Genomic DNA, 19,843 nt, shown 5'->3' with positions numbered 1-19,843 from the left:
CTCTGATAACAGATGTGAATATTAAACCAGCCGAGACTTCGCCTCGTTAATGGCCTGCGCCACCTGCGCGGGTGAAACGCCACCTTTTGCCGCACGTTTATCCAGGCAGGATTGCAGCGCCAGGATCGGGTAGACATCTTCGCCAATTACCGGGCTGAATTTTTGTAAATCCGTCAGCGACAGCGCTTCCAGCGGCTGGCCCTGGCGGATAGCTTCAACCACCGCTTCCCCGACAATATGGTGCGCTTCGCGAAACGGTACGCCTTTGGCAACCAGGTAATCCGCAAGCTCGGTCGCATTCGCATAACCTTGCTGCGCCGCTTCCTGGCAACGCGGGCGTTTTACCTGGATACCGTCCAGCACCAGCGTGGCCATATGCAGGCAATCAAGCCAGGTGTCCAGCGCGTCGAACAGCCCTTCTTTATCTTCCTGCATATCTTTGTTGTACGCCAACGGCAGGCCTTTGAGCGTCATCATCATACCGGTTAACGCACCCTGCACACGGCCACACTTGCCGCGAATCAGCTCCAGCGCATCCGGGTTTTTCTTTTGCGGCATCAATGATGAGCCGGAGGTCACGCGATCGGACAGCTCCACAAACCCGGCTTCGCCAGAGTTGAAGAAAATTAAATCCTCGGCAAAGCGTGATAAATGCACCATGCCGATAGACGCATCCGACAGCAGCTCCAGCACATGGTCGCGGTCGGAAACGCTGTCCAGACTGTTGCGGGTCGCCGAAGCAAAACCGAGCCACCCCGCCAGCTGTTCCCGGTCTACCTCATAAGCAGTCCCTGCCAGCGCGCCGCTGCCCAGTGGGCTGACGTCAAGGCGTCTAAGCGTATCCTGCAAACGGCTCTCGTCACGCGCCAGCATCTCCACGTAGGCCAACGCCCAGTGGGCAAAGGTGACGGGCTGTGCGCGTTGCAGGTGCGTATAGCCTGGCATCACGGCATCCTGATTATTCTCTGCGGTCACTACCAGCGCATTCTGCAACTGACGAGTCGCGGCCAGCAGCTCACCAATCGTCTCTTTGCACCAGAGTTTCAAATCCGTCGCCACCTGATCGTTACGGCTACGCCCGGTGTGCAGCTTTTTACCCAGTTGGCCCACTTTGTCGATAAGCTTGCCTTCCACCCAGCTATGAATATCTTCTGCATCGCTTTGCAGGATTTGCTGCGGATCAGCCTGCACCTCTTCGAGCAGCACATTCAGCGCCTCTTCCAGCTGTTGCTGCTCCTGCTCGCTCAACACGCCAACCGTGACCAGCGCTTTAGACCAGGCCACAGAGCCAACGATATCCTGCTCCGCCAGGCGATAGTCAAAGCGCAAAGAGTCGTTAAACTGCTTGAACCGTTGATCCGCTGCCTGAGTAAAACGCCCGCCCCAAAGTGCCATAACTTGCTTCCTTCTCTCTGTAAGTTCTGCCGAAACCCGGCCTTGTCTGATTATGCGAGGATACGTGTGCCAATTGGCGTACCGTTAAACAACGCCGGTAGCTGCTCAGCATGGCGCCAGGAGGCGATGTCTACCGGGCGACCCAGCGTACGCGCAGCATCCAGCGCCGCATTCACTTTCACTATCATGCCATCGGTAATAATACCCTGCTCGATAAGCTGCTCCGCTTTAGCGGCGGTCATTTCGGCGATGCGCTGGCCTTTACCATCCAGAATCCCGCTGACATCCGACAACAGGATCAGATCCGCGCCCAATGTTGCCGCAAGGGCCGTTGCCGCCTGGTCTGCGTTCACGTTCATCAGCTCGCCCGCTTCCGTCACGCCGATAGAGCTAACCACCGGCAGGAAACCGCCTGCCAGAAGCGTCGTAATCAGCTTCGGCGAGCCGGGCTGCGCCTGGCCCACATGACCCAGTTCTTCATCAAGCGGCGTCACTTTCACGCTGTCGCCATCGCCGAGGAACAGACCTACGGCGTCGAGATGATGCTTTTTCGCCCAGGCCAGCAGCGTTTTGTTCGCCGTTCCGGCCAGCGCACCGGTAATGATGTCGATTTGATCGGCAGGCGTTACCCGCAGACCGTTTTTCTTTTTCACCGGCAGGTTAAGCTGCTTCATTAATTCATCGACCACGCAGCCGCCGCCATGAACAATGACTAACGGGCGCTGATATGCTTCGCGGTACTGCACCAGTGCGGTAAACAAACGCTCCAGCGCTTCCTCGCTATCCAGCAGTACGCCACCGAGCTTAATAATTAATGGGTTCATCATTAGCCTGTTCTGTTAAATAAGTGACTGGGTTTCAGCATAGCCGAAACGGATGTTGGCGCACTGCATTGCCTGCGCCGCCGCGCCTTTCAGCAGGTTATCTTCCGTGGCGACGACAATCAGATGGTTATCCTGCACAGCAAAACCGATATCGCAATACGGCAGGCCGACGACGTTTTTCAGCGCCGGAACCCCTTTTTTATACAGGCGTACCAGCGGTTTATCCGCATACGCCTGCTGGAAAACGTCCGCGACCTGCGCGTCGGTCACGCCTGGGTTCAGACGGCAGGTGATGGTTTCGAGGATCCCGCGTGGGAAGTTGCCCAAGTGCGGGGTAAAAATGACCTCCGCGCCCAGATGCGTGGCGATTTCCGGCTGGTGGCGATGGGTAAACACACCATACGGTTGCAAGCTCACTTCGCAGAAACTGTTGGAGAGAGCGGCTTTGCGCCCGGCGCCGCTGACGCCGCTGGTGGCGTTGATAACCGGCCACTGGCTGAGATCCAAAAGCCCGGCGTCGATCAGCGGCTTTAACGAGAGCTGCGCCGCCGTCGGGTAACAACCCGGCACGGCAATCAGCGCGGCATCTTTCAGCTGCGCGTGATTCCACTCGGCCAGACCATAAACCGCCTTTGCGAGCCAGTCGGCGTGCTGGTGCGTAAAGCCGTAGAATTTTTCATAGAACGCGGGATCGTTCACGCGAAACGCGCCGGAGAGATCGAACACCACACAGCCTGCCGCAAGGCAAACTGGCGCCAGGTCGTGACTCACTTCATGGGCCGTTGCGAGGAAGACAATGTCCACACCATCAAGGAACGCGCGGATGTCCGACATCGGCTGTAACGGCAGCTCTACCTGGCCTTTAAGCTGCGGATGCAAATCGGAGATACACTTTCCTGCATCATTACTTTGCGCAGAAACCGTCAAAGCGGTTATGTTCATATGTGGATGGCGATTGACATAGGTCACTAGCTCTGCGCCGGCGTAACCGCTGGCGCCCACAATTAATGTGTTCAACATTGGGGCGGTTTACCTTCTTCCATCATGTTCGGCCAGGGAGAGACGTCTCATCCATCCCGCGTCGCTGAGCGAGGTCACCGGTTGGGTTCCTTTTTGCTCAACATTAATGTATTTTTATTCACTATTAATGCATGAATATTGATACTATCACGAACTCAGGTATGTCAACAATGAAAATGAATTTGCCACCATTTATCGAGATTTACCGCGCCCTGATTGCGACTCCGTCCATCAGCGCGACGGAAGAAGCGCTGGATCAAAGTAATGCGTCTTTAATCAATCTGCTGGCAGGATGGTTTGGCGACCTCGGTTTCAGTGTAGAAGTGCAACCCGTACCCGGCACACGCAATAAATTCAATATGCTTGCCAGCGCAGGAACCGGCGCTGGCGGCCTGCTGCTGACCGGCCACACCGATACAGTGCCCTTTGACGACGGTCGCTGGACGCGCGATCCGTTTACCCTTACCGAGCACGAAAACAAGCTCTACGGCCTGGGTACCGCCGATATGAAAGGCTTTTTTGCCTTCATTCTTGATGCGTTGCGTGACGTCGATGTGACAAAATTAAGCAAGCCGCTCTATATTCTCGCCACGGCGGATGAAGAGACCAGCATGGCAGGCGCGCGCTATTTTTCAGAAAATACGCAGCTGCGCCCGGACTGCGCAATCATCGGCGAACCGACCTCGTTGCAGCCGGTGCGCGCGCACAAAGGGCATATCTCTAACGCTATCCGGGTGCTTGGTCAGTCCGGGCACTCCAGCGATCCGGCGCGCGGCGTCAATGCGATTGAACTGATGCATGAAGCTATCGGCCAAATCCTGCAACTGCGCGACAGCCTGAAAGCGCGTTATCACTACGATGCATTTACCGTGCCTTACCCAACGCTAAACCTTGGGCATATTCATGGTGGTGATGCGGCGAACCGTATCTGCGCCTGCTGTGAATTGCATATGGATATTCGCCCGCTGCCGGGCATGACGCTGAATGATTTAAACGGGCTGCTTACCGAAGCGCTGGAGCCGGTGAGCGCCCGCTGGCCTGGGCGGCTGAACATCACCGAGCTGCACCCGCCGATTCCGGGCTACGAATGCCCGCCGGATCACCAGCTGGTGAACGTGGTTGAAAAGCTGCTTGGCGTGAAAACCGACGTGGTGAATTACTGTACCGAAGCCCCTTTTATTCAGACGCTCTGCCCAACGCTGGTGCTTGGCCCGGGTTCTATCAACCAGGCGCATCAGCCGGATGAATACCTGGAAACGCGTTTTATTAAGCCGACGCGCGAACTTATTACCCAGGTCGTGCATCATTTCTGCTGGCATTAAGCCCTGCCACCACGTTTTATTCCCCCTCTGCGGAGGGGGTTTTTATGCACGAAGTCGGTACAAAATCGCGCATTTCCATAAGCGATACTTATCTGATGCAAAGCGAAATAACTTACGCAAATTCTCCGGATTTATACGTTTGCTGAAGCGATTTCGCCACAATTGACGTGGTGGGTTTTACGTGGCTTTATAAAAGACGGTGTCTGATATCCGCTCAGCGGCGGGTATAACAAAATAAAATGAGATGGGGTGTCTGGGGTAACATGAACGAACAATATTCCGCGTTGCGTAGTAATGTCAGTATGCTCGGCAAACTGCTGGGAGATACCATCAAAGATGCTTTGGGCGAGAATATTCTCAACCAGGTAGAAACGATCCGTAAGCTGTCCAAGTCCTCTCGTGCCGGTAACGAAGCCAACCGACAGGAGCTGCTCACCACGCTGCAAAACCTGTCGAATGATGAGCTGCTGCCCGTGGCGCGCGCGTTCAGTCAGTTTCTCAATCTGACCAACACCGCCGAGCAGTATCACAGCATTTCACCGAAAGGCGAGGCCGCCAGCAACCCGGAAGTGATTGCCCGTACCCTGCGAAAACTAAAAGACCAGCCGAATCTTGACGAAGCCACCATTATCAAAGCGGTTGAATCCCTGTCGCTGGAGCTGGTGCTGACCGCCCACCCGACAGAAATCACCCGCCGCACGCTGATCCACAAAATGGTGGAAGTGAATAACTGCTTAAAACAGCTGGATAACAACGATATCGCTGATTATGAGCGCAACCAGCTGATGCGCCGTCTGCGCCAGCTTATCGCCCAGTCCTGGCATACGGATGAAATTCGCAGCTATCGCCCAAGCCCGGTAGACGAAGCCAAGTGGGGCTTTGCGGTGGTGGAAAACAGCCTGTGGGAAGGGGTGCCCAACTTCCTGCGCGAGCTGAACGAGCAGCTCGAAGAGAACCTGAATTACAAACTGCCGGTCGATTTTGTACCAGTGCGTTTTACCTCCTGGATGGGCGGCGACCGCGACGGCAACCCGAACGTCACCGCCGATATTACCCGCCATGTGCTGCTGCTAAGCCGCTGGAAAGCCACCGATCTCTTCTTAAAAGATATCCAGCTGCTGATTTCTGAACTGTCGATGGTGGATTGCACCGACGAATTGCGCGCGCTGGCCGGTGCCGAAGGCGCGCGCGAGCCATATCGCTATCTGATGAAAAAGCTGCGCAGCGATCTGATGGCGACCCAGGCCTGGCTGGAAGCGCGCCTGAAAGGGCAGAAGCTGCCAAAACCTGCCGGGCTGCTGACGCAAAACGAGCAGCTGTGGGAGCCGCTCTACGCCTGTTATAAATCCCTGCATGCCTGCGGGATGAGCATTATCGCAAACGGCGAGCTGCTTGATACACTGCGCCGCGTGAAGTGTTTCGGCGTACCGCTGGTGCGTATCGACATCCGCCAGGAGAGCACGCGCCATACCGAAGCGCTGGGCGAACTGACGCGCTATCTCGGCATCGGCGACTACGAAAGCTGGTCAGAAGCAGACAAACAAGCGTTCCTGATCCGCGAACTGAATTCCAAGCGCCCGCTGCTGCCACGCCAGTGGGAACCGAGCGACGAAACACGCGAAGTGCTGGACACATGCAGAGTGATCGCCGAAGCGCCGCGCGGCTCGATAGCCGCTTATGTTATCTCAATGGCGAAAACCCCGTCCGACGTGCTGGCGGTGCATCTGCTGCTTAAAGAGGCGGGAATCGGCTTTGCCCTGCCGGTCGCGCCGCTGTTCGAAACGCTCGATGACCTGAACAACGCCAACGACGTGATGACCCAGTTGCTGAATATCGACTGGTATCGCGGCTTTATTCAGGGCAAACAGATGGTGATGATTGGCTATTCAGACTCCGCGAAAGATGCCGGGGTGATGGCCGCGTCCTGGGCGCAATATCAGGCACAGGATGCATTAATCAAAACCTGCGAAAAAGCCGGTATCGAACTGACCCTGTTCCACGGGCGCGGCGGCTCCATCGGTCGCGGCGGCGCACCGGCTCATGCCGCGCTGCTCTCGCAACCGCCGGGCAGCCTGAAAGGCGGCCTGCGTGTGACCGAGCAAGGCGAGATGATCCGCTTCAAATACGGTCTGCCGGAAGTGACCATCAGCAGCCTGGCGCTCTATACCAGCGCCATTATGGAAGCGAACCTGTTGCCTCCGCCGGAGCCGAAACCGCAGTGGCGCCATATTATGGACGAGCTGTCGACCCTCTCTTGTGAGATGTACCGTGGCTATGTGCGTGAAAATAAAGATTTTGTGCCCTATTTCCGCTCGGCAACGCCTGAGCAGGAGCTGGGCAAATTGCCGCTCGGCTCCCGCCCGGCGAAACGCCGCCCAACCGGTGGTGTCGAGTCGCTGCGCGCGATCCCGTGGATTTTCGCCTGGACGCAGAACCGCCTGATGCTCCCGGCCTGGCTGGGTGCCGGTGCGGCGCTGCAAAAAGTGATGGAAGATGGCAAACAGAGCGAACTGGAAGCCATGTGTCGCGACTGGCCGTTCTTCTCTACCCGCCTCGGCATGCTGGAAATGGTGTTCGCAAAAGCTGACCTGTGGCTGGCGGAATATTACGATCAGCGGCTGGTGAAACCGGAGCTGTGGGCGCTGGGCAGCGAGCTGCGCAAGCGGCTTGAGGACGATATAAAAGTGGTGCTGGATATCGCGAACGACTCGCATCTGATGGCAGACCTGCCGTGGATAGCCGAGTCCATTCAGTTGCGCAATATCTATACCGACCCGCTTAACGTATTGCAGGCCGAGCTGCTGCACCGCTCGCGCCTCGCGGAAGAACAAGGCAAAGAGCCGGATCAGCGCGTCGAGCAGGCACTGATGGTCACCATTGCCGGTGTTGCGGCGGGTATGCGTAATACCGGCTAAGCGCAATATCAACCAATAATCAACCAATGCAGCATTTTTGCCTGATGCGTAAAAATGCTGCAAAATCTGCTGTCATAATTTCGCCACATTCCCTATATTCCTCCCCGCATTCCACACCTCCTGCGGAATGTTGAAAGACAAAAGCGTGCGCCTGAGCAACGGAAGTTCAGGTTAGCTTAAGTTTTTGTCGTTATGTTTGGCGCAATTTATTACGACAGGCTCAAAATATGCGTTCGACTCACACTCACGTTAAGCACCCGTTTGATGTGAAAGCCCTGGGATGGGCTCTGCTCTATTTCTGGTATTTCTCAACCGTTCTACAAATAGCCATTCTCGTCAGCGGTTACAGCGGCACTAACGGCCTGCGTGACTCGCTCTTATTCAGCTCGTTATGGCTGATCCCGGTATTACTCTTCCCACGCTATACGCGCACGCTGGCAGCGGTCATTGGCGTGGTGCTGTGGGCAGCGTCGCTATCCATGCTGGGTTATTACGTTATCTACGGCCAGGAGTTCTCGCAAAGCGTTCTGTTCGTGATGTTTGAAACCAATGCGAACGAAGCCAGCGAATTTTTAGGGCAATACTTTAGCCTGAAGCTGATATTGATAGCTCTGGCCTATACCGCAGGCGCAATCTTCCTCTGGACGCGCCTGCGCCCGGTGTATATCGTCACGCCCTGGCGCTGGGTGGTGTCTTTTGCCCTGCTGTATGGGCTAATCCTGCACCCCATTGCCGTCAATATGCTGCTGAAAAAGGAGCCTTTTAGCCAGGCCTCCTCCGGCCTGATGTCGCGCCTGGAACCTGCCGCTCCGTGGCAGCTGGTGATGAGCTACGCGCAGTATCGCCATCAGTTGGCCAGCCTCAACAAGCTGCTTGATAGCAACAGCGCCCTGCCGCCGCTGGCAAATTTAAAAGATACCTCCGGCGATGCGCCGCGCACGCTGGTGCTGGTGATTGGAGAATCCACCCAGCGCGGGCGCATGAGCCTCTACGGCTACCCGCGTGAAACCACGCCAGAGCTGGATGCGCTGCACAAAAACGATCCGCGTCTGACGGTGTTTAATAATGTCGTCACCTCTCGCCCGTACACCATCGAAATCCTGCAACAAGCGCTGACGTTCGCCGATGAGCAGCATCCTGACCTTTATCTGACGCAGCCATCGCTGATGAATTTGATGAAACAGGCGGGTTATAAAACCTTCTGGATAACCAATCAGCAGACGATGACCGAACGCAACACGATGCTGACGGTTTTCTCCAGGCAGACAGATGTTCAGTACTATATGAACCAGCAGCGAACCCAAAGCGCGCGTGAATATGACACCAACGTTTTGCAGCCGTTTAAAGCCGTGCTGAACGACCCGGCGCCGAAAAAATTTATTATCGTGCATCTGCTGGGAACGCATATTCGCTACGACTTCCGTTACCCGGAAAACTGGGGCAAGTTCACAAATCAGCACGATCATCAGCCGCCGGGTCTGACGCGTGAGGAATCTGAAACTTACAACTATTACGATGATGCCAACCGCTATAACGATCATGTTATCGCGTCGCTCATTAACGATTACAAAGCCACCGATCCGAATGGTTTCCTGCTCTATTTTTCGGATCATGGCGAAGAAGTTTATGACACGCCACCGCACCACACGCAGGGCCGTAACGAGGACAATCCCACGCGCCATATGTACACCGTACCATTTATTTTGTGGACGTCAGATAAGTGGCAGGCCGAACATCCTCATGATTTTTCAAAGGATGTTGACCGCAAATACAGCAGCTCGCAGCTGATCCACACTCTGTCCGATCTGGCCGGGTTACGTTACGACGGTTACGATCCGACGCGTTCGATAGTCAGCCCCGAGTTCGTACAGACCACGCGCTGGATAGGCAATCCGTACAAGAAAAATGCGCTGATGGATTACGACAGCTTGCCCTACGGCGACCAAATAGCAAACCAGTAAAACATCCGAAAGCCATCACCTGGGTGATGGCTTTTTCGTCACCCGGCGACTAAGGTGAGCCTGTGTTCTCTCGCATGGGGAAATCATGAGCCACGATATTAGCCACCTCATCTCCCGCCTGATTAACGGCCCGATACCGCTACGGCAGGTTAATTTTGCCGACGCCAGTACACCTGCCCCTGCACAGGCAACACAGGTAGATTTTCCACGTCTTGAGATTGTGCTGGAAGGGATGCTGGTGGATAGCTGTATTGTGGGAGATGCGGCATTGATGGCGCAGCATGATGTGCTGTACGTCCCGCCGGGCGGCTGGACGCTGCCGCAATGGCAGTCGCCGGTGACCACCCTGAGCGTACTGTTTGGCAAGCAGCAGCTTGGTTTTAGCGTCAGCCTCTGGAACGGTGTGACGCTGCAAACACTGGCGCGCCAACATGTGGCACGCCGGGGGCCGCGCGTTGGCTCGTTTCTTCTGCAGGCTCTGCATGAAATGCAAATGCAGCCGCAACAGCAGCAGACCGCACGTTTGATTGCCACCGGGCTGCTCAGCCACTGCGCCGACCTGCTCGGTAACCAGACTCAGACCGCTTCGCGCAGCCAGGCGCTTTTCGACGCTGTTCGCGACTATATCGACGTAAATTACGCTCTACCGCTCACGCGGGAATCCGTCGCGCTGGTGTTTCTCATCTCGCCAAACTACCTCTCGCATCTGTTTCAAAAAACCGCTGCCGTTGGCTTTAGCGAATACCTCAACCGCACGCGGCTGGAGCATGCGAAATATTTACTTAAATGCTATGACCTGAAGGTCAAAGAGGTGGCGCATGCCTGCGGGTTTGTGGATAGCAACTACTTCTGCCGCCTGTTTCGCAAAAATAGCGCGCTCTCCCCGTCCGAATATCGTCGGCAGTATCGCACCGACAACTAAGCGCGCCTTTTATAGCGCCGGGCGAACGCCCAGGGTATGGCAAATCGCATAGCTCATTTCAGCGCGGTTCAGCGTGTAGAAGTGAAAATCCTTCACCCCTTCGCGACTTAAAATCTTCACCATATCCATGGCGATATTTGCCCCCACCAGCTTACGGGTTTCGGCATCATCGTCCAGGCCGTTAAACATTTGCGACATCCATGCCGGGATACGCACATTGGTCATGTCGGCGAACTTTTTCGCCTGCTTAAAGTTAGAGACAGGCAGGATGCCGGGCACTATCTCTACGTCGATACCGGTGGCGGCACAGCGATCGCGAAAACGCAGGTAGCTTTCGACGTCGAAAAAGAACTGGGTGATGGCGCGGCTGGCTCCGGCTTCCACTTTACGCTTCAGGTTGAGGAGATCGGCCTGCGCGCTTTTGGCTTCCGGGTGAACTTCCGGGTAAGCCGCCACGGAGATATCAAAATCCGCCACTTCTTTTAATAACGTCACCAGATCGGCGGCGTACATTTCGGGTTTCCCGCCGCCCGGCGGTAGGTCGCCGCGCAACGCAACGATATGGCGGATACCGTTATACCAGTAGTCCTGCGCGATGGTGCGCAATTCACTGCGTGTGGCGTCGATACAGGTAAGGTGCGGCACTGCTTCCAGGCCGGTGCGATCTTTGATGCCCTTGATAATGCTGTGCGTGCGGTCGCGCTCACCGGAGTTGGCGCCGTAGGTCACCGAAACGAATTTGGGTTTCAGGCTGCTCAAACGATCGATGGAACTCCATAAGGTTTGTTCCATTTCACTGGTGCGCGGCGGGAAAAACTCAAAAGAAACATTAATCTGGCCGTGAACTTCTGCCAGGCTCTGGTTCAGGGCTTCCCGCTGATTGGCGTGAAAAAAGCTCATACCTTACCTCATCAATCGCATGTCGTTGTCTGTTGTCTGTAAACTTCTATACGTTTAGACGTCCAGATGTAAAAATGACGGAAAACGGACAAAGCGTCAACAGGAAAATCACCATTATGCGTGAGGAATGTTCAGCGAAGATGAAGGAAATTCACATTGGTGAATGATTCCCTCTCCCGGCGGGGAGAGGGTGAGGAAGGGATAATTTACAGCAGCTGCGCCAGGCGATTGATATCTGACTGGATTGCGCCAGCCGTCACGTCGCGCCCGGCGCCTGGCCCACGGATCACCAGCGGGTTATCGCGATACCAACGGCTCTCAATGGCAAACACATTATCGCAGGGCAATAACGCCGCCAGCGGGTGCTCCGGGCGCACCGCTTCTACGCCGACGCGTGCTTTACCGTTAGCGTCGAAACGCGCCACATAGCGCAGCACCAGGCCCAGCTCACGGGCAGCTTCAAGGCGCTGCACCATTTGCTCGTTCAGCGCTTCGCCATTCTCGAAGAAGTGATCGACCGACCCCTCTTCGCAGCCCGCAGGCACCAGCGACTCCACGCGCACCTGATCCGGCTCGATATCGTACCCGGCTTCGCGCGCAAGAATGACCAGTTTACGCATCACATCCTGGCCGGAGAGATCGACGCGCGGGTCAGGCTCGGTCAGCCCTTGCTGCCACGCCTGATCGACAAGCTCGGTAAAGGGCACCGTGCCGTCGAATTGCAAAAACAGCCAGGAAAGCGTGCCGGAGAAAATACCGCTGATCGCCAGAATCGCATCACCGCTGTCACGCAGATCCCGCACCGTATGGTTAACCGGCAGGCCCGCACCAACGGTCGCGTTATACAGCCAGTGGCGACCGGTTTTTTCAAACGCATCGTGGATTTGGCGATACTTGTCGCTGTTACTTGCTCCGGCCAGTTTGTTGGCGCTAATCACGTGGAAACCGTGGCTGGCGAAATCCAGATACTGATCCGCAAGCTGCGCGCTGGCCGTCACATCCAGCACCACTAAATCATCGTAGGGATGAGCGCGCATCCACAAGAAGAGCGACTCTTCGTCCTGCTCTACCGCTTCATCATTAAAGAACGCCAGCGCGCGGCTGGCATCCAGACCTTCGTAACTCAACAGGCTGCGGCGGCTATCCACCACGCCCGCCAGCACGAATTCAAAACCGGTGCGCGCCGAGAGCGCACTCTGCTCGCGTGAAAAAAGTTCCAGCCAGCGCGAGCCGATATTGCCTTTGCCAAACAGCACCAGCCCGATACGTTTTTCAGCACGGAATAGCGACTGGTGCAGACCCTGAATTAAGCTCTCGGTCGGACCAACGCGCAGCACCGCCACCAGACTAATACCTTCGTCGGACTGCCAGATAAACTCAACCGGCTGGCCTTTTAGCTGCTGCCAGAAACGGTGGCTATGCAGCGGATTACGGCAGACACCGGCACCGACCATCGCCACCAGCGCCAGCCCCTGGCGCAGCCGCAACTCGCCCGGCAGCCCCGCTTCATCCAGCAGTTTAAAGACGCTGTCCACCACTTCCGAGGTGTAGCAGAGCTGTAAAAGGTTGCGATCCGCATGCACGCCAACCGCCAGCGGACGCACCTGCGCACGCTTAAGGATCAGATCTAACTCTTTGTGCGCCAGCTTAAAATCCTGGCGGGCGGGCACCTGGAACTCAATCAGGCAGACGTCATCATGGCTGGTGACGATACGCGCGCCGGTGCCGGAAGCCAGCACGCGCTCGATACGCGTGGAGCCCTGCTCCGGGTTATAGCTACAGCGCAGCTGCAAGTCGATATTGCTGGCCGATACCGGCTGCAACGTACGCGCGTGCAGAACGGGCGCAGCCAGGCGTGCCAGTTCGCTGGCTTCGTCGAGACGCAAAAGCGGCAGCAGGCAGGCATCTTTCACTTTACGCGGGTCGGCGCTGTAAACGCCTGCGACGTCGCTCCAGATGGTCACGCGGGACGCATCGCCCAGCGCGCCGATTTGGGTGGCGGAGTAATCGGAACCATTACGCCCTAACAGAACGGTTTCTCCCGCCTCGTTACGGCTGATAAAACCGGTGACAACAATGCGTTTGCCCGGATGCTGCGCGAGCTGCTGTTGCAAAAGCGGGTAAGAAGCCCCTTCATTAACCTGCGGTTGCGCCGCGCGTTCGGCACGCAGGAATTCGCGGGCATCAAGCCAGGCCGCGTCCAGACCTTGCTGGTTAAGCAGCGCAGCCATTAGCCGCGCTGACCAGATTTCCCCGTGGCCGACCACTTCTGCATACACTGCATCGCTGATGTTGCCATCCAGTAACCCGGCCAGATACTCAAGGTCGCTGATAAACTGGCTGGTCAGGCCGTCTGCCACGTCGGCAGGCAGCAGGCCGCTAATCAGATCGCTTTGATAACGACGCAGCGATTGTTGAACTTGATGCGCAGAGAGCCGATCGGTCTGGCTCAGCTTGAGCCAGTTAATCAACTGATTGGTGGTGCTGCCAGCGGCGGAAACAACCATCATATCGCCCGGTTGTGAATACTCCGCCATGATCCCTGCAACACGCAGATAACACTTCACATCTGCCAGACTGCTGCCACCAAATTTGTGCAGCTGACGAGCCTTCGTCCCTGCCTGCGCAATCACACTCATGTTTACCCCTCAGCGGCGACCCGGAAGCCATTTTCCAGATCGGCAATTAAATCTTCACAATCTTCAATACCGGTTGAGATGCGCAGCAGCGTCTCAGAAATACCCGCAGCGGCACGTGCTTCTGGCGCCATGCCTGCGTGCGTCATGGTGGCAGCATGGGAGATAAGGCTCTCCACCCCGCCTAACGATTCTGCCAGCGTAAACAGCGACAAACCGCTCAAAAAGCGGCGTAATGTTTCTTCGTCGCCATCCAGCTCAAAACTTAACATCGCGCCAAAGCCTTTTTGTTGACGCGCGGCAATCTCATGCCCCTGATTCTCTGGCAGTGACGGGTGATAGAGCTTTTTCACCAGTGGCTGAGTTTGCAGAAAATCGACAATCGCCTGGGCGTTACGCTGCGCAACCTCCATACGCGGCGACAGCGTGCGCAGCCCGCGCAGCAGCAGATAACTGTCGAAGGCGCTGCCGGTGACGCCAATATTATTCGCCCACCATGCCAGTTCAGTGACAGTTTCCTCATCTTTTGCGATAACCACCCCGGCCACAACATCCGAATGCCCGTTCAGGTATTTGGTGCAGGAGTGCAGCACCAAATCAGCCCCCAGCGCCAGCGGGTTTTGCAGCGCCGGGCTGAGGAAGGTGTTATCCACCACGCTGACCGCACCGGCGTCACGCGCGAGTTGGCAGATTTTCGCAATATCCACGACGCGCAACAATGGGTTGCTCGGACTTTCTACCAGCACCAGCTTCGGTTTTTCTGCCAGCGCCGCTTTTAGCGCCTGCTCATCCCCTTGATCGACAAACAGTACGCGGTAACAGCCCCGTTTCGCCAGGCTATCGAACAAGCGATAGCTGCCGCCATAGCAGTCATGCGGCGCCACCAGCAGATCGCCCGGTTTGAGAAACACCGTGGTCACCAGATGGATAGCCGACATGCCGGTGTTGGTCATGACCGCGCCCGCGCCACCTTCCAGCTCCGCCAGGGCGCGCTGCACGACATCACGCGTTGGATTACCACGGCGTGAATAATCATGGGCGCGCGGTTCGTTAAAACCGGTGAAGTTGTAAGTACTGGAAAGATGGATAGGCGGGACAACGCAACCGTACTGCTCGTCGTCGTTCAAACCGCTACGCACTGCAATGGTGGCCTGTTTACGCGTCATAGGAAAGGCTTCCTGGCTGAATGAGGGAAAAACTGATAACAGAGTAAACATTGCGATGATGGACGTCAATACATCTGGACATCTAAACTTCTTTGCGTATAGATTGAGCAAAAGCGTAATAGCCGTTAAAATTATACGCTTTAATGATGCATCACTATGCGATACACCGTGTCACACTGGTGACTCTACGGTAAACTACGCGAAATTTAGGCCCGGGCGCTGGCCGGGGCATTGACTAATGACTGAGAGGATTAAAGGTATCTCATGGCTGAATGGAGCGGCGAATATATCAGTCCATACGCTGAGCACGGCAAGAAGAGTGAACAAGTAAAGAAAATTACGGTTTCCATTCCTCTTAAGGTGTTAAAGATCCTCACCGATGAACGCACCCGTCGTCAGGTGAATAACCTGCGTCACGCCACCAACAGCGAGCTGCTGTGCGAGGCTTTTTTGCATGCGTTTACCGGTCAGCCTCTGCCGAACGATGAAGATCTGCGTAAAGAACGCAGTGATGAGATCCCGGAAGAGGCAAAAGTGATAATGCGTGAGCTGGGAATTGACCCGGAAACCTGGGAATACTGATTACGCATCCTGAACGGGCGAGACAAAACGTTTAATACCTGGCGTCAGGTGTTTTGCCTTATCCGCAATCCCGCTGTTCTTCGCTTCGGGACGTAACGGACAAAACGAAAAAGGGCAGAAGATAACCTCTGCCCTTTCGTTAAATTTCTCTGATTGCTCAGAAGCGCGTGACTTCCGGGTGCACTTCCGCCAGCGAAAGAAAATAAGATTTGATCACATTTTTCATTGCCGTCAGCATCGCTTTCACCTTTCCCATACGGATTACGCTATCAATGGTGCAAAGGATATGCTCAATTTTTATGCTCAGCAATAATTTTGTGACGAACTTCACAAAAAATTATTCTTTCCGGCAAACTGCAGAGACAAAAAAAGCGCCCTGCGGCGCTTTTTTCTGGCAACGACTTACTTGCTGCCCGGGATGCTGAAACGTTTGTTGAAACGCTCAACACGACCACCGGTATCAACTACACGCTGTTTACCAGTAAAGAACGGGTGGCATTTGCCGCACACGTCCAGGTTCAGGTCGTGACCCACGGTGGAGTGGGTTTTGATTACGTTACCGCAAGAACAGGTTGCAGTAATCGCTACATAATTCGGGTGAATACCTTTTTTCATGGGAAACCTCAGTTTAAGGCCGCGTCGCTCTTCCAGCCCTAACGCCAGACACCACGCGAGTTAATGTATTAGTGTATCTTCGACGCGGGATTTTCGCATCAAAGGCGGCGAATCATACAGAAATTAACCAGCACATGCAAACTGATCCGCTCGCTGCTGACAACAATGTGTATACTATCCCGCCAGTTTTCAAGCCAGGATAATGAGATGCCCGTCGCCCACGTTGCGCTATCCGTGCCTTTGCCCCGCACTTTTGACTATCTGCTGCCTGACGATATGCCTGCCAGCGCAGGCTGTCGCGTGCGCGTGCCCTTTGGTACTCAGCAGCGTGTCGGCATCGTCGTGGCGGTGAGTGAGAAAAGCGAGCTGCCATTAAACGAGCTGAAAAGCGTCGGGGCAGTGCTGGACAGCGAACCGGCGTTCTCGCCATCGGTCTGGCGAATGCTGCTTTGGGCGGCGGAGTATTACCATCACCCGATTGGCGACGTGCTGTTCAATGCCCTGCCCGTGCTGCTGCGCCAGACAAAACCGGCCAGCGCCGAGTTCCAGGGCTACTGGTTCGCTACCGAACAAGGGATGGCGACAGACATCAACCGTATCAAAGCGCCAAAGCAACAGCAGGCGCTGTCTGCGCTGCGCAAAGGTAAAATCTGGCAACACCAGCTGGCCGCGCTCGAATTAAAAAGCGTGACCTTGCAGGCGCTGCGGGCGAAAGGCCTTGCCGAGCTGTGCGACGAAGCGCCTGAGTTTGTCGACTGGCGTGAGAATTTTTCCGTTAGCGGCGAACGCCTGCGGCTCAATACTGAACAGGCGACGGCGGTGGGTGCAATCCACAGCGAAGCCGATCGCTTTTCTGCCTGGCTGCTGGCGGGCGTAACAGGTTCGGGTAAGACCGAAGTCTACCTGAGCGTGCTGGAAAACGTGCTGGCGCAGGGCAAGCAGGCGCTGGTGATGGTGCCGGAAATTGGCCTGACGCCGCAAACTATCGCCCGCTTTCGCGAGCGGTTTAACGCGCCGGTCGAGGTGCTCCATTCCGGGCTAAATGACAGCGAACGCCTGAGCACCTGGCAGAAAGCGAAAAGCGGCGAAGCAGCGATTGTTATCGGCACACGCTCGTCGCTGTTTACCCCGTTTAAAAACCTCGGCGTGATTGTGATTGATGAAGAGCACGACAGCTCTTATAAGCAGCAAGAGGGCTGGCGTTATCACGCCAGAGACCTGGCGGTTTATCGCGCGCACAGCGAGCAGATCCCGATAATTCTTGGCTCGGCGACGCCCGCGCTGGAAACGCTGCATAACGTGCGGGCGCGAAAATACCGCCTGCTGCGCCTGACCCGCCGCGCCGGTAACGCGCGCCCGGCAAACCAGCACGTGCTGGATATGAAAGGCCAGGCGCTGCAAGCGGGGCTGGCCCCGGCGCTGATAAACCGCATGCGCCAGCATTTGCAGGCGGGCAACCAGGTGATTTTGTTCCTTAACCGCCGTGGTTTCGCCCCGGCGCTGCTGTGCCACGATTGTGGCTGGATCGCCGAGTGCCCGCGTTGCGACCACTATTACACCTTTCATCAGGCGCAGCAGCATTTGCGCTGCCACCATTGCGACAGCCAGCGCCCGGTGCCGCGCCAGTGCCCCTCCTGCGGCTCCACGCACCTGGTACCCGTCGGGATTGGCACCGAACAGCTGGAGCACGCGCTGGCCCCTCTGTTCCCTGGCGTGCCGGTGTCGCGTATCGACAGAGACACCACCAGTCGCAAAGGCGCGCTGGAACAGCAGCTTGCCGCGGTGCATCGCGGCGGCGCGCGTATTCTTATCGGCACGCAGATGCTGGCCAAAGGGCATCACTTCCCGGACGTCACGCTGGTAGCCCTGCTGGATGTTGACGGCGCGCTGTTCTCGGCGGATTTCCGCGCGGCGGAGCGGTTCGCTCAGCTCTATACCCAGGTGTCAGGCCGCGCCGGGCGTGCCGGTAAGCAGGGTGAAGTCGTCCTGCAAACCCACCACCCTGAGCATCCTCTGTTGCAAACGCTACTCTATAAAGGTTATGACACCTTCGCTGAGCAAGCGCTGGCAGAGCGGCAAACGCTGCAATTGCCGCCGTGGACCAGCCATGTGTTAATTCGTGCCGAAGATCAGAACAACCAGCACGCGCCGCTGTTTTTGCAGCAGTTGCGTAACCTGCTACAGGCAAGCCCGCTGGCAGACAATCAGCTGTGGATCCTCGGCCCGGTCCCGGCGCTTGCGGCGAAGCGCGCCGGGCGTTACCGCTGGCAAATCTTGCTTCAGCACCCTTCACGTATTCGCCTGCAGCATATCGTTACCGGCGCGCTGGCGCTGGTTAACACCCTCCCGGAAGCGCGCCGGGTGAAATGGGTGCTGGATGTAGACCCGATTGAAAGCTAATGCGAGGTTGCGCATAAAATTCAACTTCCATCACACTTTTCATGAAAATTCTGTAACCGCTGGGTTTAACTATCTGATAAAAATGTGACTACGCCTGCGCCGTGCATGCGAGGAGAACAAGGTGAAACCCAAAAGTCAGGTCGCGGCAGCGACTATGAAAGATGTTGCCATGAAAGCAAAGGTTTCTACGGCAACCGTGTCCCGTGCGTTAATGAACCCGGATAAAGTGTCGCAAGCAACCCGTCACCGGGTAGAGCAAGCGGCAATGGAAGTGGGCTATTTACCGCAATCGTTGGGGCGAAATATTAAACGTAACGAATCGCGCACTATCCTGGTGATTGTGCCGGATATCTGTGACCCCTTTTTCAGTGAAATTATTCGCGGCATTGAAGTCACCGCAGCCGCGCAGGGTTATCTGGTGCTGATTGGCGACTGCGCGCATCAAAATCAGCAAGAAAAAACATTTATCGATTTAATTATTACCAAGCAGATCGACGGCATGCTGCTGCTTGGCTCACGCCTCCCCTTTGATGCCAGTATTGAAGAGCAGCGTAATTTGCCGCCCATGGTGATGGCGAATGAGTTCGCGCCAGAGCTGGAACTGCCCACCGTCCATATCGATAACCTGACTGCGGCGTTTAATGCGGTCAATTATTTGCAGGATCAGGGGCATCAGCTGATTGGCTGTATCGCCGGGCCGGAAGAGATGCCGCTGTGCCACTACCGTCTGCAAGGGTACGTGCAGGCGCTGCGCCGCGCCGGGACGACCGTCGATCCGCATTACATCACGCGCGGCGACTTTACCTTTGAGGCCGGTGCGCGCGCGCTGGAAAAACTGCTCGCGCTGCCGAAACCGCCCACCGCCGTGTTCTGTCACAGCGATGTGATGGCGCTGGGCGCACTCTCCCAGGCAAAACGCCAGGGTTTACGCATCCCAAAAGATTTATCGATTATTGGTTTTGATAATATTGCGCTGGCGGAATACAGCGATCCGCCGTTAACCACGGTGTCTCAGCCGCGCTATAAAATCGGCTGCGAAGCGATGCTTCTGCTGCTTGAGCAGCTGCAAGGGCACAGCGTCAGTAGCGGTTCGCGTCTGCTGGAGTGTGAATTAGTTCTGCGCGGTTCTACGCAGGCGCTTAAGTAAAGGCGGCGGCTTTCCGTCGCCCTCTTCTGGTCAAAAGC

General features: G+C 56.1%; 15 protein-coding genes. 7 read left to right on the top strand and 8 right to left on the bottom strand.

From position 1 onward, the window contains the following. Positions 1-21 precede the first annotated feature (21 nt). The 3 genes from argH to argC are packed head-to-tail and all read right to left on the bottom strand — an operon-like array spanning position 22 to position 3,239. Complete coding sequence (argH, locus tag ACTU3N_RS07150) at positions 22-1,395, bottom strand: argininosuccinate lyase (protein ID WP_443085446.1); 1,374 nt, start codon at positions 1,393-1,395, stop codon at positions 22-24. Between the two features lie 50 nt (positions 1,396-1,445). Beyond that, the gene (gene argB / locus ACTU3N_RS07145) at positions 1,446-2,222 is read right to left on the bottom strand and encodes an acetylglutamate kinase (protein WP_443085445.1); all 777 of its coding nucleotides are present in this window, start codon (positions 2,220-2,222) and stop codon (positions 1,446-1,448) included. Positions 2,223-2,234: 12 nt separating this feature from the next. Continuing rightward, entirely contained in the window at positions 2,235-3,239 is a 1,005-nt protein-coding gene (argC, locus tag ACTU3N_RS07140) for an N-acetyl-gamma-glutamyl-phosphate reductase (protein ID WP_443085444.1), read from the bottom strand. 170 nt (positions 3,240-3,409) lie between these two features. Here argC and argE point away from each other — a divergent pair, with 170 nt between their 5' ends. The 4 genes from argE (at position 3,410) to ACTU3N_RS07120 (ending at position 10,359) form a co-directional block, all read left to right on the top strand. Then, the gene (gene argE, locus ACTU3N_RS07135; protein WP_443085443.1) at positions 3,410-4,561 is read left to right on the top strand and encodes an acetylornithine deacetylase; all 1,152 of its coding nucleotides are present in this window, start codon (positions 3,410-3,412) and stop codon (positions 4,559-4,561) included. A gap of 263 nt (positions 4,562-4,824) precedes the next feature. Then, positions 4,825-7,476 carry a phosphoenolpyruvate carboxylase gene (ppc, locus tag ACTU3N_RS07130; RefSeq protein ID WP_443085442.1) on the top strand — a complete coding sequence of 884 codons (2,652 nt, stop codon included), beginning with the start codon at positions 4,825-4,827 and terminating at the stop codon, positions 7,474-7,476. A gap of 227 nt (positions 7,477-7,703) precedes the next feature. Then, on the top strand, positions 7,704-9,437 hold the full coding sequence (locus ACTU3N_RS07125) for a phosphoethanolamine transferase CptA (protein WP_443085441.1): 1,734 nt from the start codon (positions 7,704-7,706) through the stop codon (positions 9,435-9,437). 85 nt (positions 9,438-9,522) lie between these two features. After that, positions 9,523-10,359, top strand: a complete 837-nt coding sequence (locus tag ACTU3N_RS07120; protein WP_443085440.1) for a helix-turn-helix transcriptional regulator — start codon at positions 9,523-9,525, stop codon at positions 10,357-10,359. A gap of 9 nt (positions 10,360-10,368) precedes the next feature. On the opposite strand, the gene metF is transcribed toward ACTU3N_RS07120, so the two are convergent. From metF to metB, 3 genes are all read right to left on the bottom strand, one after another. Beyond that, a complete protein-coding gene (gene metF / locus ACTU3N_RS07115) occupies positions 10,369-11,259 on the bottom strand; it encodes a methylenetetrahydrofolate reductase (RefSeq protein ID WP_443085439.1) in 891 nt (296 codons plus the stop codon). Positions 11,260-11,465: 206 nt separating this feature from the next. Next, the gene (locus ACTU3N_RS07110) at positions 11,466-13,898 is read right to left on the bottom strand and encodes a bifunctional aspartate kinase/homoserine dehydrogenase II (RefSeq protein ID WP_443085438.1); all 2,433 of its coding nucleotides are present in this window, start codon (positions 13,896-13,898) and stop codon (positions 11,466-11,468) included. Between the two features lie 2 nt (positions 13,899-13,900). Beyond that, positions 13,901-15,061: a cystathionine gamma-synthase gene (gene metB / locus ACTU3N_RS07105; RefSeq protein WP_443085437.1), complete on the bottom strand. Its 1,161-nt coding sequence runs from the start codon at positions 15,059-15,061 to the stop codon at positions 13,901-13,903. Positions 15,062-15,325: 264 nt separating this feature from the next. Here metB and metJ point away from each other — a divergent pair, with 264 nt between their 5' ends. Then, positions 15,326-15,643, top strand: a complete 318-nt coding sequence (gene metJ, locus ACTU3N_RS07100) for a met regulon transcriptional regulator MetJ (RefSeq protein WP_015966498.1) — start codon at positions 15,326-15,328, stop codon at positions 15,641-15,643. 157 nt (positions 15,644-15,800) lie between these two features. Here the strand turns inward: metJ and ACTU3N_RS07095 are convergent, their stop codons facing one another. Further along, the gene (locus ACTU3N_RS07095; RefSeq protein ID WP_443085436.1) at positions 15,801-15,974 is read right to left on the bottom strand and encodes a hypothetical protein; all 174 of its coding nucleotides are present in this window, start codon (positions 15,972-15,974) and stop codon (positions 15,801-15,803) included. Between the two features lie 71 nt (positions 15,975-16,045). Then, the gene (rpmE, locus tag ACTU3N_RS07090) at positions 16,046-16,258 is read right to left on the bottom strand and encodes a 50S ribosomal protein L31 (protein WP_007369223.1); all 213 of its coding nucleotides are present in this window, start codon (positions 16,256-16,258) and stop codon (positions 16,046-16,048) included. A 207-nt stretch (positions 16,259-16,465) separates the two neighbouring features. On the opposite strand from rpmE, the gene priA reads away from it, so the two are divergent. After that, the gene (priA, locus tag ACTU3N_RS07085) at positions 16,466-18,658 is read left to right on the top strand and encodes a primosomal protein N' (protein WP_443085435.1); all 2,193 of its coding nucleotides are present in this window, start codon (positions 16,466-16,468) and stop codon (positions 18,656-18,658) included. Between the two features lie 121 nt (positions 18,659-18,779). Further along, a complete protein-coding gene (cytR, locus tag ACTU3N_RS07080) occupies positions 18,780-19,805 on the top strand; it encodes a DNA-binding transcriptional regulator CytR (RefSeq protein ID WP_443085434.1) in 1,026 nt (341 codons plus the stop codon). Positions 19,806-19,843: the final 38 nt, after the last annotated feature.

The organism is Vagococcus sp. WN89Y (assembly GCF_052220145.1).
Classification (GTDB): domain Bacteria; phylum Pseudomonadota; class Gammaproteobacteria; order Enterobacterales; family Enterobacteriaceae; genus Kosakonia.
Note: the sequence above shows the minus strand (reverse complement) of the source record. Positions and strands in the feature narration are given on the sequence as shown.